Raw genomic sequence first — 12,695 nt, forward strand, 5'->3', positions numbered from 1 at the left:
AATCCGAAGTTTTTTTCATTCTATGATAGGATGGGTGTTCGGTGCATTCCTGCTTCTGATGGTGGGTATTTATTTTACTGCCTATAACCTGAATTATGGCTATCCACTGTTCAGTTATACGCTCTCTTCCATCACCTTTCTGTTTCTGATCGTGTCACCAATCCTTGCCATGCGAACGCTTGCAGAGGAACGCAAACAGAAGACGGACCAGCTGCTTCTCACTGCACCAATGACGGTATGGCAGATTGTGTTTGGAAAATACCTGGCACTGATCGTCACTTTTCTTCTTCCGGTCGTGATCCTGTGTTTCTATCCGCTGATCATGGCACAGTACGGAAGCATTGCTTTTGCATCTACTTACGTGGCACTGCTTGGTTTTTTTCTGCTTGGATGTACCTGCCTGGCTGTGGGACTGTTCTTCTCGTCTCTTACGGAAAGCCAGATTCTTGCCGCAGTCGGAACCTTCGCTTTTCTGCTGGTATGTTATCTGATGGATGGAATCAGCGGATTTTTCCCGGAAACTGCCAGTGCTTCCTTTTTTGCACTTGTTGTCATTGTTCTGCTTATAGGTTTGCTGATTTATCATACCACACAGAACATCCTGCTTCCGCTTGTGATCGGTGTCATCGGTGAAGGTGTCCTTGCCGTTCTTTATTTTGTGAAACAAAGCATGTTCGAAGGCATCATCCAGAAAATACTGACTCTTTTCAATATGTCCAGTCACTTCAGCAATTTTACGAATAGTATTCTTGATCTTACCGGTGTTGTCTACTATCTTTCCTTTATTGGAATTATGCTGTTTCTGACGGTTCAGAGCATTCAGAAAAGACGTTGGAATTAGGAGGTTGTCGCCATGAACATCAATTTAAAATCAAAAAAGCCGGCTAATATGCTGCGGCCAAAAAACAAAAAACTTTTAAAGAAGGGATCTTACAGCCTTGCTTTTACGGTTGTCATCCTTGCGATCGCCGTCTTTCTGAATCTTCTGATCGGTGAGCTTCCTTCCTCTGCAACGAAAATAGATGTCAGTGAAAATAAACTTTACAGTATCGGTGACGAGACAAAGAACGTTGCTTCTTCTCTGACAGAAGATGTTACCCTTTATCTTCTTGCAGAAGACGGAAGTGAGGATGCTACATTAAACGAACTTCTGACACGTTATGCAGATCTCTCTTCTCACATTAAATATGAGAAAAAGGACCCGGTTCTGAATCCAAGCTTTGCTTCTTCCTATACCGACGAAGATCTTGCTTCCAACAGTGTGATCGTTGTCAGTGACAAACGAAGCAAGGTGATCCCTTACAGTGATCTGTATGAAAGCAGTGTCAATTACCAGACTTACTCTATGGAAACAACTGCATTTGACGGTGAAGGTCAGGTCACCAGTGCGATCGCCTATGTCACAACAGAGGATCTTCCGATCCTATATACATTAACAGGACATGAAGAAAATGATCTTGATTCCTCCATGCAGTCTGCTATCGAAAAAGAAAATATCGAAGTTCAGGAACTGAATCTTCTCACAGCCGGAACGGTTCCGGAAGACGCCTCCTGCCTGATGATCAATGCTCCGCAGAAAGATTTCTCCGACGATGAGACCAGTGCCATTCTGACCTACCTGCAAAATGGCGGTCATGCTTTTCTGGTATCCGGATATACCACAACGGAAATGCCGAATTATCATTCTATTCTGGAACAGTATGGCGTTTCTATTGAAAAAGGCGTTGTTCTGGAAGGTGACAACAATCATTATGTTTCCGGAAATCCTCTTTATCTGGTGCCGGAGATCCAGTCCTGCGATGCTACCGGAAGCCTTTCCGGCTCAAACAGCTATGTGCTGATGCCGATCGGTCAGAGTATCAAAACACTGGACAGCAAATCCGATGACATCACAGTAACCGATATGCTGACTTCTACCAGTTCTGCATATTTAAAAGCAGATCCGGAAAATATGGAGAGCCTTTCCAAAGAAGAGAACGATGAAAGCGGTCCGTTTACTCTGGCAGCAGCCATTACCGAAGCCATCGGAAGCGGATCTGATTCCGAAGAAGAGACTGAAACAGAAACTATTGTAGAAGGAGAAAGCAGTGCTTCTCAGGTTGAGGCTGAAAGCGAAACAGAAGCTGCCGAAGATGCAAAAGAAACCAGGCTGGTCGTTCTTGCAAGCAGTCAGTTTCTGACCAGCAATACAGACTCTGCTGTTTCCGGCGGCAATACAAAACTTCTCACAAACGCTTTAAGCTGGATGTGCGGACAGAGTTCCAGTATCTCCATTCCTTCCAAGAGTATGCAGCTGTCTTATCTGACCCTGACATCTGCAAATGTCAACCTCTGGAGCATTATTACCATTGCCGTTCTTCCGGTTCTGTTCCTGGTAACCGGAGGTGTGATCTGGCTGAAAAGGAGGAAAAAATAATGAAGAAAAAATCATTCGGACTGGCGGCGGCCGTTGCTGTTCTGATCGTACTTGGCGGCAGTTATGCACTGCTTGCCAACCATAACCGGATACAGGAGTCGGAATCAGCTGCTGCGGAATCGGAAACCGGTGTAGCAGTAGCAACGATCGCCTCTGATAAAGTCTCTTCTTTTCAGCTGGCAGACGGTGATACTTCTTTTACGCTGACAAAAACAGACAACAGCTGGATCTGTGTTCAGGACGAGACGTTTCCGTTATCCAACGATGCTGCTTCCGAACTGGTAAATACTTTCACTTCCCTCCAGGCTGTGCGTGATCTTGGCACTGCACAGGATGGGGAAAATTATGGATTTTCGGAAAACGCTCCTACGGTCACGCTCACTTCTTCCGACAGTACAAACTGCAGCTTTGTTCTTGGCGAAGCCAACAGTATGACCGGTGATTATTATCTGAAACGTGAAGACAGCGGAGAAATTTATACCGTAAGCTCTTCCCTTGCAGATTCCTTTCATAAAACGTTAACGGATCTGGCTGAAATCGAAAGTTTTCCGACGATTTCTTCCGATAATGTCCAGGAGCTTTCGATAACCGAAGAAGGTACGACACTACTTTTTGAGAGCAGTACCACCGGTTCGGTAAAAACCTGGCAGATTTCCCAGTCTCAGGACGGAGGTAAAACAGAAAGTACTCCTGAAAAAGCAACCGTAAACACCGTGACAACCCTTGTGGACCACCTCGGAAATCTTTCTTTTGACAGTTTTGTGGATCATAAAGAAGAAAACAAAGAAAAATACGGACTGAAGAATCCGTCCATGACGATAAACTTCCAATATACCGAAGCGACAAATTCGGATGATGCTACAACGGAAGCCGAGTCAGAAACAGACACTTCTTCCGAAACAGAAAGCGAAACAGCAAACGAAACCGGATCTGCCGAAATTCTCAGCGGAACTCTCTATGTGGGAGAACAGGCTGAAGACGGATCTTACTATGTTCAGCTCGATGGAAGCAATAATATTTATCTGATGTCAGCGGATAAACTGTCCGCATTCCAGGGATTAAATTACGATGATTATCCGGAGAGTGAAGAAGAAAGTACAGAAATTGAAAACTCCGCCGAGTAGAAATTTACTGTTTTTTCTTTTTCAGTACAAAAAGATGAAATGAAAGTGTTATAGAGTGCCGGACGCAAAAAGACAGGGCACAATTTACACTTCTATAATCTTTTTTTGTTTTGCACAGAAGAAAGAAATAGCCTCCATACCGTCTGCCCGACAGTTTACGCTATGGAAGCGAAAGTGAATTCAGCAAAATAATTTTGGCTTGAGAAAGCTTTTTGCTTAAGCGACCCCTGGCAGGCCAGGAGCTTTTAGCAATGTGCAAACGAAACCGCATTGTAAAACATAGTGCGTAAAATAATACAACCATGATGAATTCGAAAACAAATCGCTCTGACGGTAGCGAGGCTTCCGTCGTGAGGTTTGCGATGTTGCCGCCCCAGAGAGCCGCTGTCTGAGCCTCGAAGAGGCGAGTTTAGGCGAAGGGCGGCTAACACACGAGCGAACCGAACAGGAAACGATGCGTGTCAGGAGATTGTTTTCGAATCATCATGGCGTCTTATTTTATATCTAAGTTTTTCTAACGCCCATCTTCTTGCCCTTCGGACAAGAAGCATCCCTCGCTCTAAAGAGCTCGGTCAATTTTTATTTGGTGGTAGACCCGAATCCTCCGTTTCTGACTGCCGTTGCATCGTCATCCACGGTAATCCCATACTCTACAAAAATCCCCTGCATAAATCCCTGACCTTTTTCTACGGTCAGTGTCTTCTCTTGTTTGGCATCGTTTGTGATCTTTGCAAACATATGACCTTCGTTATCGGAATAGAAATAATCGCTGTCTATGATTCCGACACTGTTGTCCAGCTGCAGGCGGTATTTGAATCCCAGGCCGCTGCGAGGGTATAACTTCAGCACCCATCCTTCTTCCATCTCAACGCAGATCCCGGTCGGGATTTTGATAGTTTCGCCGGATTTCAGGCTAAAGGTTTCCGGTGTATAAAAATCGTAGCCTGCAGATCCTGCGGTTGCACGTTTTGGCAGTTTGATATCTTCGTAAATTTTCTGCAGTTCTGCTTCTGTAGTCTGAGGGAACTCTCCCATCCATCCTTCTTTAAACTGTTCAAAACTTACTTTATGAAATTTTGCTATTCTTTTCATGCTTTTCTCCATTTTCTGTGTCATAGGACACGGTTGTACAGGTATCCCTTATTGTCTCAGGTTCTTTTTTTGAACATGGATACTGTCCATACTATTCGCAGTACAGACAGACTTTTCCTGTTTCCAGTGATTTTGGCACATCGATTACCCGCTGATTGCTGCTGCCTTTCCAATGAAGCTGCACATTGCGTTTGTCTTTCTCATATTCGCCGTCTACACAGACATCCACATACTGCATCACTTCAAAATGGCTGATCTGTTCCCACAGATATCCGGTGTACAGCCAGATTGTTTTCGTTGGAAATTTTTCTCTGATCTCATGCACCAGTGCACGGATATCCAGACGGTTTGCCGGATGAAGCGGATCTCCGCCGCTTAAGGTAATACCGGAGACATAGCTTTTGCCCAGTTCCTTAAACAGTTCCTCCTTTGCTTCCTGATTAAACGGAATGCCGCCATTTGGATCCCAGGTGATCGGATTCTGACATTCCTCACAGCAGTGATTGCAGCCGGAAACCCAGAGTACAACACGCAATCCGTCTCCGTTTAACATATCGTCCTTTGTTATATTATGGTATCTCATATTGTCTCCTTGTTTCTTATCATACATAAATTTATCTTAGTCGGAGAAGACGCCCACTTCTATAGACGGGAATCATCTCACATCTGATATACGCCAAAAAACTGCCACTTCAAAAAAAGTGGTAGTTTTCTGTATGGATCTATGTTCAGATGAAGAACTTGTAAGTGCTGTTTCTACCTGTCACTTAGTTGCCGCACTCGATACTAATCTCATTGAACAGATCAAGCACATCATCTACATTCATATTTTTCTTCTCTTCGCCCTTTTTGTCAAGGATTACTTTTCCCTGATGCATCATGACAATACGCGTGCCGTATTCGATCGCATAGCGAAGATTGTGGGTAACCATGATGGATGTGAGCTTCTTTTCACGCACGATCTGGTCAGTCAGATGCATATTGATCTCGGCAGTCTTCGGATCCAGTGCAGCCGTGTGCTCATCCAGGATCAGGAAATCCAACGGTGTCATCGTGGACATCAGAAGTGACATTGCCTGTCTCTGCCCTCCGGACAGGGCTCCGACTTTTACATGAAGCTTATCTTCCAGTCCGAGATTCAGCGGACGGAGCAACTCGCGGTAAGCTTCTTCTCTTTTTTTATTGACACCCTTTCCAAGGTTATAGGCTTTTCCTTTATTCTCTGCCATTGCCATATTTTCAAGGATCGTCATGGACGGGCAGGTTCCCATGGAAGGATTCTGAAAAACGCGTCCGATTCTTCCCATGCGTTTATATTCCGGCATATTTGTGATATTGGTGCCGTTGATCAGGACAGCTCCTTCATCAATCGGAATGCTCCCGCAGATAATATTCAGCATGGAAGTTTTTCCGGAACCGTTGCTGCCGACAACCGCAACAAACTCACCGTCATCGACTTTAAAATTAAAATTGTTGAACAGGCACATTTCATTGACTGTGCCAGGATTATAGTATTTATAAATTTCTCTGAGTTCAAGCATCGACTTTCACCTTGACCTTCCTGTTTCGTTCCATTCCAAGCACCAGGATCAGCAGGAACAATGCCGCTGTGATAAATTTCAGGTCCGTGGACTCAAAACCAAAACGAATGGCGATTGCCACACATGCTTTATAGATCACCGAACCGATTACCACGCTTGATGTCACACGCAGAATCGTTACTTTACGGAAAAGGCTGGTTCCGATGATCACACTGGCAAGACCGATGACCATCGTTCCAGTTCCCATAGATACATCGAAATATCGCTGTTGCTGTGCAAACACACAGCCACTTAATGCCACCAGGCCGTTTGAAATCGCAAGACCGACTACCTTTACCTTTCCTTTGTTCACACCAAGGGAAGTAATGATATGATCATTATCCCCGACTGCTCGCAGCAGCATACCGGATTTCGTTCTCAGGTACCAGTCCAGAATGTATTTGCTGATCAGGGTAATGATCAGAACAATGATCACTACCTTAAAAGAAGAAAGGCTTTTTGGAATGATTTTATCTATCAGATCGTTCTGGAAAATGGTACTTTTATTGTAGATCGGCAGGTTTGCCCTGCCTGCGATTCGGAGATTTACCGTATAAAGAGCCGTCATCATAATGATACCGGACAGCAAATCACGCACTTTCAATTTTACATGGATAAGACCTGTCAAAGTTCCGACTACAGCCCCGAGCAGAAAACAGATCGGCAGGGTCAGCAGCGGGTTTACATCTCTGCTGATCAGTGCTGCCGCGATCGCTGCTCCCATCGGGAAGCTGCCATCTACCGTCAGATCCGGAAAATCCAGGATTTTGTATGTAATATAAATTCCAAATGCCATGATTGCATATATCAGTCCCTGTTCCAGGACGCTTATCAGCAATGCCATATCAACCTCCGATTATTCCACTGTGATCTCATCGAAAACTTCTGCCGCACCATCTACGGTAGCCTGATCCAGCTCAAAGTTCAGTTTGTCAGCAACTGCGGTATTTACATAAAGGCTTGCACCGCTGCATACTTCATACGGCATTTCTTCTGCCTTTGACTCACCTTTTAAAATCTTGGCTGCCATCTCGCCGGTCTGTTTGCCAAGGGCGATATAATCAATACCCATAGATGCCAGACATCCGATCTTAACCTGTTCGATTTCAGAACCAAATACCGGGATATTCTTCTCATCTGCGGCTGCGATCACGGTCTGCAGTGCAGATACAACGGTGTTGTCTGTCAGGTTGCTGATGCAGTCTACCTTGGATGCCAGATCCTTTGCAGCCATCTCAACATCTGCTACGGTATTGATACCGCTGTCAACAATCTCAAAATCATAATTCTCTGCCAGCTCTTTGTATTCTTTGATCGTGCTTACGGAGTTTGCTTCGCTTGTTGTGTAAAGAATACCGATCTTCTTTGCATCCGGCATCAGATCACGGATCATTTTCAGCTGTTCTTCAACCGGAAGTTTGTCAGAGGTTCCGGTGATATTTCCTACGGAATTGCCCTCTTCATCTGCAAGTCCTGCACCGACCGGATCAGAAACTGCGGTATATACTACCGGGATCTCACTGTCCAGACAGCTGTTATAGGCACTCATGGCACTCGGAGTTGCAATTGCACAGATCAGATCCACATTTTTGGATACAAAATTATCAGCGATCGTACTTGCTGTTCCGGTATCTGCCTGTGAGTTCTGGTATTCTACTGTCAGATTGACACCTTCTTCGATTCCGGCACTTTTTAAACCTTCCAGAAATCCTTCACGGCAGTTGTCAAGAGACCCGTGTTCTGCAAACTGAGAAATACCGATGGTATAATTATCTTCTGCCGTATCTGCCGCACTGCTGTCTGCGGATGTTTCACTTCCGGTTGATGCCTGTGTATCTTTTGCAGTGTCTGAACTGCCGCATCCTGTCATCATTGCCATAATCATCGCTGTTGTCATAATACCTGCTAATACTTTTTTCTTCATAAAAGTCCTCCTTCTTCTGCCGTGAAACAGTTACAATTTTCTGATAACTAAAAAAACGTCTCAAGCTTTTCTGCCTGAGACGCTGATATTCATCAACGCGGTACCACTCAAATTGACTTCTGTCCACTTTGCATGTACATAGTTATACATTCCTGATTGATAACGGGTTCGGTTCCCGACAACGCCTACTCTCCTGTCTGGATTTTGGGCTGCCCTCGAAAGTCCATTCAATCATCCACGCCGTACTACAATCCCACCGTCTGCAGCTCTCTGTGCCTTTATGGAAGATCTACTCTTCTTTCTCATCGGTTTTTCCTATGCAACCAATAGTAATACTTTTTTGCGTTCTTGTCAATGAAAATTTCTGTTTTTCATCCACTGTTTTTACACGCAGAAAAAAATACAAAATATGGCATACCCATACCACTGCGATACAGATTCTTCCGATCGGCACATTTTTCATGCAGAGAAAACCGATTGCCATCACAACGGTCACCATCCCGATAATTTTCAGTTTTGTTCCAAGCGTCATGGCTCTTTCCTGCACAAAGCTGTCCAGATGTTTTTTGTAAAGACCGGTTGACAGAAACCAGGTATGTAACTTTTCCGAGCTCTTTGCAAAGCAGAATACGGTTGCCATATAAAGCGGCACGGTCGGCAGGATCGGCAGAACGATACCGATCGTTCCAAATGCCAGGCACAGAAATCCAAGCAGCATCCAGATTATATTCATCGGGTTTTTCTTCATCTCTTTATCCTTTCTTGTTCATCACAGAAGTTATTTTTCTCTTGGCGGAAGCCGGTAATCCTGAATGGCTACCACAGGACTTCCGTTCACACGTGTTACCATCAGATGTACGCCATACAGTTTCTGAATGCTTTCTTCTGTGATCACCTGATCTGGAGCACCTTCGATCGCCACATGACCGCCCTGCAGACCGATGATCTTGTCAGAAAAATAAATGGTCTGGTTGATGTCATGCAGAACCATAACGATCGTGATGTCGAATTCTTTATTCAGTTTTTTGACCAGTTCCAGGATCTCCAGCTGATAGCGGATATCCAGATAAGTGGTCGGCTCATCCAGGAACAGAAGTTCGGTATTCTGTGCCAGTGCCATGGCGATCCAGACTCTCTGTCGCTGTCCGCCTGAAAGCCTTCCGATCTCACGGTCACGCAGGTCCAGAAGTCCGGTCACCTGAAGTGCCTGTTCGATCAGCCGCTCGTCTTCTTCACTTTTTCCGCCCAGCATTTTCTGATAAGGGGTTCTTCCATACGATACGAGGCGTTCGATCGTGATATCTTCTGCTGCGGAATTATGCTGGTGTACGATCGACACTTTTCTTGCAAATTCGCTGAGCGAATATTTTTTTATGCTCTTTTCTTCCAGCAGGATTTTCCCTTTTCCCGGTGTCAGATTCTTGGTCATAAGAGAAAACAGGGTAGATTTCCCACAGCCGTTCGCACCCATGATTGTCGTGATCTTCCCGCGTGGTATCGTCAGGGAAATATCCGAGAGAATCTGGTTGCTTCCGTAGGAAAAGCTTAAGTTTTTCACTTCCATCGCATTAGTTTCCATATTTTTTCGACCTCCGAAGCAGAAGAATAAAGAACGGACCACCAACTACGCTCATGATCACCGCTGCACTCACTTCATACGGAGCGGCGATCGTCCTGCCGATCGTATCTGCCAGCAGAAACGTAAAAGCCCCTGCAAGTGTGGAAAACGGGATCAGCACCTTATGGTCACTTCCAACCAGCAGTCTGCCGATATGCGGGACGATCAGTCCCAAAAAGCTTACGGCACCTGCAACTGCGGTTGAAACGCTGGCAAGTAAAACTGCCGTCAGGGAGATCACAATCCTGGTGCGGTTTACATTGATTCCAAGTCCTCTTGCCGTTTTGTCTTCCAGAGACAGCAGATTGCATTCCCCTACAAACAGAATCGCCAGAAACAGTCCTGCCAGTACATAGGGAAATAACGTTCCGACATCTGACCAGGTCTTCTGCGTGATATGTGCTTCTACGATCGATGCCACACCGGTCCTCTGACCGCCTGTCATCGTACTGAAGATACTGGAAAGTCCGGTGAAAAGGGCATCGACTGCCACACCGGTCAGAATGATGCGAAGCGGGCTGAGTCCCTGTTTCCAGGACAGACAATAGACCAGAAAGAATGCTGCCACCCCGCCAAAAAAGGCTGCAAACGGTGTAAAAAAGTAAAGTGTCGGAAAAAAGGTGCTCACACAGACTGCCGCAAATCCAGCTCCGCTTGAAATTCCGATAATTCCCGGGTCTGCCAGCGGATTTTTTAAAACCGCCTGAAAAAGAACACCGGACACTGCGATCGCCGCCCCGGCAAGCATGGAGATCAGAATACGCGGAAAACGCAGATCATAGACCGCCGCCACATTCTCATCATATTCTACAAACAGACCGCGAAGCAGCTGACCGAAACTTACGGAAAGACTCCCTGTATTGATTGCCGAAAAAAATACGAGCAGCAGCAAAAACAGGATCACAGCAAACGAAATCCAGGTTCGCCTGTACTTTTTCTGTTTCCGCACCATATCTTGATTCATAACGTTTTCTCCTTCCAGTTCTGCTTTTATTACGATTCGGTATAAAGCAGTTTTTTTAACGTTTCCAGGGCATCCTGATAAGCAAACGTTGCACTCATTCCAAACTGCTCATACGGAAGATCATAGACTTTTCCGTCTTTCACGGCCTGAAAATGTTTCCAGATATCATTGGTCTTGAAATCTTCTGCAAACATTTCTGCTACCTGATCCGGAAGTGCATGTGCCGCACGCAGAATGATGTCCGGTTCTTTGGTCTTCATATCTTCTGTATTGACCGTCAGAAATTCCTGTCCCTGATCTTCATAAACGTTTTCTGCCCCGGCAAGGGCTGCCAGGCTCCCGATATAGGACTTTTCAGTAGCGATCACATAGCTTCCCGGAAGTCCCATCAGGATCAGTACCTTCGGATGTTCTTTTCCGGCAATTTCTTCCTGGAAATTCTGATAAAATTCCTGATACGCATCAGTCAGTTCTTTCGCCTGCTCTTCCCGGTCAAAAATTACGCCCAGCTCTTCAATCGACTGATACATGCCGGGAACGCTGCGAAGATTTAAAAATGCCCAATCACTGTTCAAAGTCTCGTACTTTGACTGAAGATCACTTTGCAGAGAACTCGGGCTTAAGATCCAGTCGGGACTTAACGATGCCAGAATCTCCATATCCGGGCTCATCGCCGTTCCGATGGTTGGAAGATCCTGATAGCGATCCGGGATCTCTGCCGTACTGCTGCAGACACCGACCAGGTTTAGCTCCAGTTTTTCACAGATCTGTGCCGCTGCCGGTGAGGTTGCCACAATACGTGGTGCTCTTCCAAGAGCGATCACCTTTTCTCTTGCAGCTTCCACAGCTCCCGTCTGCCCGTTTCCCTGTGCTGTATATGCTTCTGTACTTTTTTCCGGATGCTGATCGACACATCCGCTCAGGAACAGACACACTGCAAATGCCGACAGGAACAGAAGACATATCCGCTTACTCATCGTCCTCGTCTCCTTTCCACAGCTCCCCATGCTTTTGCAGAAAAAGAAAAATTCCGGTTCCGGCTGCCATCAGGATCAGACCGGAAAGTGTCATGGAAACGGTCAGCACCAGGATCCATTTTCCGGGCGTCATAGCAGAGGTATCCGCTGCATCACTTTCCGCCTGTTCTGTATTTGAGATTTCGGAAGCGGTTGACAGGGCAAGTCCTTGCACTTCCGTATCCGCTTGTGGAGCGGCTGCTTTGTTTTCACTCTCTGTATTTACCGTTTCTGATGTCTGTACTGCATTGTCGCTGCTTTTGGCATCCGCAGAATCAGAAGTTTTTGCAGAATCATTTTCCTCTGATTTCATAGTTTCCCGGCTGCTTTCATCCAACTTGTCTGTATCGTTTTGCTCTGTTTTGATTTCCTGAGCCTTCTTCGATCCTTCCGATGTTCCCATAACATTTACAGTTTTGAAATCCGTCTGATTACCGGACTGATAATCTCCCGGATAAAAATAAAAGATCACGTTTCTTCCCATCGGCTCTACATACATCGAGCAACGCATAATACAGCTCTCCGACGGTACTTCGATGCAGGCATCTTCGGTGCTTCCGCTTCCGTCTGCTCCTGTCGCCGTTGTTGTCACCGATGTGCTGCTCCATGTGCTGTCACCGACATTCTGAACCGATATGTCATGTCTGGAGGCATAATCCATCAGACTGAAGCGAACCGTCAGGTAGTATTTTCCGGAATCGGTCACTTCCAAAATCCCCTGTGTGCCAACGGCACTTTCTGCCATGCCCTGACCGGTTGCGGCAGAGGCTTCTCCGCCCGAATCCTCGATCACTCCGGTCACCGGATGTGTATAACTGGTCGTTATGGAACAGGTATAAATGCTCCCGCTTTCTGCAAAGACCTGCTTTTTGCCCAAAAGCAGCAATCCGCAAACCAGAAGCAGTCCTGCGATATATTTAACCCGTTTTTTCTTCCTGATGCTTGTCTGCATAATCTTCTC

General features: G+C 45.8%; 13 protein-coding genes. 3 read left to right on the top strand and 10 right to left on the bottom strand.

All coding sequences use genetic code 11. The features are described from left to right. Positions 1 to 22: 22 nt before the first annotated feature. The 3 genes from LKD42_RS02315 to LKD42_RS02325 are packed head-to-tail and all read left to right on the top strand — an operon-like array spanning position 23 to position 3,540. Entirely contained in the window at positions 23 to 841 is an 819-nt protein-coding gene (locus LKD42_RS02315; RefSeq protein WP_331464759.1) for an ABC transporter permease, read from the top strand. 12 nt (positions 842 to 853) lie between these two features. Then, positions 854 to 2,416 (top strand): GldG family protein, encoded by a 1,563-nt coding sequence (locus LKD42_RS02320; RefSeq protein ID WP_248834692.1) that lies wholly within the window; start codon positions 854 to 856, stop codon positions 2,414 to 2,416. After that, positions 2,416 to 3,540, top strand: coding sequence for a DUF4340 domain-containing protein (locus LKD42_RS02325; RefSeq protein ID WP_248834693.1), 1,125 nt, complete (start codon positions 2,416 to 2,418; stop codon positions 3,538 to 3,540). The genes LKD42_RS02320 and LKD42_RS02325 overlap by 1 nt, the downstream gene beginning before the upstream one ends. A gap of 579 nt (positions 3,541 to 4,119) precedes the next feature. Here LKD42_RS02325 and LKD42_RS02330 read toward each other — a convergent pair. From LKD42_RS02330 to LKD42_RS02375, 10 genes are all read right to left on the bottom strand, one after another. Further along, entirely contained in the window at positions 4,120 to 4,632 is a 513-nt protein-coding gene (locus LKD42_RS02330) for a dUTP diphosphatase (RefSeq protein WP_248834694.1), read from the bottom strand. A gap of 91 nt (positions 4,633 to 4,723) precedes the next feature. Further along, a complete protein-coding gene (gene nrdG / locus LKD42_RS02335; RefSeq protein WP_147631555.1) occupies positions 4,724 to 5,215 on the bottom strand; it encodes an anaerobic ribonucleoside-triphosphate reductase activating protein in 492 nt (163 codons plus the stop codon). Positions 5,216 to 5,399: 184 nt separating this feature from the next. Continuing rightward, positions 5,400 to 6,173: an ABC transporter ATP-binding protein gene (locus LKD42_RS02340; RefSeq protein ID WP_248834695.1), complete on the bottom strand. Its 774-nt coding sequence runs from the start codon at positions 6,171 to 6,173 to the stop codon at positions 5,400 to 5,402. Then, positions 6,166 to 7,056 carry an ABC transporter permease gene (locus LKD42_RS02345; protein WP_248834696.1) on the bottom strand — a complete coding sequence of 297 codons (891 nt, stop codon included), beginning with the start codon at positions 7,054 to 7,056 and terminating at the stop codon, positions 6,166 to 6,168. The genes LKD42_RS02340 and LKD42_RS02345 overlap by 8 nt, the downstream gene beginning before the upstream one ends. Before the next feature lie 12 nt (positions 7,057 to 7,068). Further along, positions 7,069 to 8,136: an ABC transporter substrate-binding protein gene (locus LKD42_RS02350; RefSeq protein WP_248834697.1), complete on the bottom strand. Its 1,068-nt coding sequence runs from the start codon at positions 8,134 to 8,136 to the stop codon at positions 7,069 to 7,071. A 289-nt stretch (positions 8,137 to 8,425) separates the two neighbouring features. Further along, the gene (locus LKD42_RS02355; protein WP_248834698.1) at positions 8,426 to 8,884 is read right to left on the bottom strand and encodes a YbaN family protein; all 459 of its coding nucleotides are present in this window, start codon (positions 8,882 to 8,884) and stop codon (positions 8,426 to 8,428) included. Between the two features lie 30 nt (positions 8,885 to 8,914). Beyond that, positions 8,915 to 9,715 carry an ABC transporter ATP-binding protein gene (locus LKD42_RS02360; protein WP_248834699.1) on the bottom strand — a complete coding sequence of 267 codons (801 nt, stop codon included), beginning with the start codon at positions 9,713 to 9,715 and terminating at the stop codon, positions 8,915 to 8,917. Next, positions 9,705 to 10,718 (bottom strand): FecCD family ABC transporter permease, encoded by a 1,014-nt coding sequence (locus LKD42_RS02365; protein ID WP_248834700.1) that lies wholly within the window; start codon positions 10,716 to 10,718, stop codon positions 9,705 to 9,707. The genes LKD42_RS02360 and LKD42_RS02365 overlap by 11 nt, the downstream gene beginning before the upstream one ends. A gap of 29 nt (positions 10,719 to 10,747) precedes the next feature. Next, on the bottom strand, positions 10,748 to 11,695 hold the full coding sequence (gene isdE / locus LKD42_RS02370; RefSeq protein ID WP_248834701.1) for a heme ABC transporter substrate-binding protein IsdE: 948 nt from the start codon (positions 11,693 to 11,695) through the stop codon (positions 10,748 to 10,750). Further along, entirely contained in the window at positions 11,688 to 12,686 is a 999-nt protein-coding gene (locus LKD42_RS02375; protein WP_248834702.1) for a heme-binding Shp domain-containing protein, read from the bottom strand. The genes isdE and LKD42_RS02375 overlap by 8 nt, the downstream gene beginning before the upstream one ends. Between the last annotated feature and the right edge of the window lie 9 nt (positions 12,687 to 12,695).

It is taken from the genome of Hominisplanchenecus faecis, assembly GCF_020687205.1.
In the GTDB taxonomy this organism is placed as follows: domain Bacteria; phylum Bacillota; class Clostridia; order Lachnospirales; family Lachnospiraceae; genus Hominisplanchenecus; species Hominisplanchenecus faecis.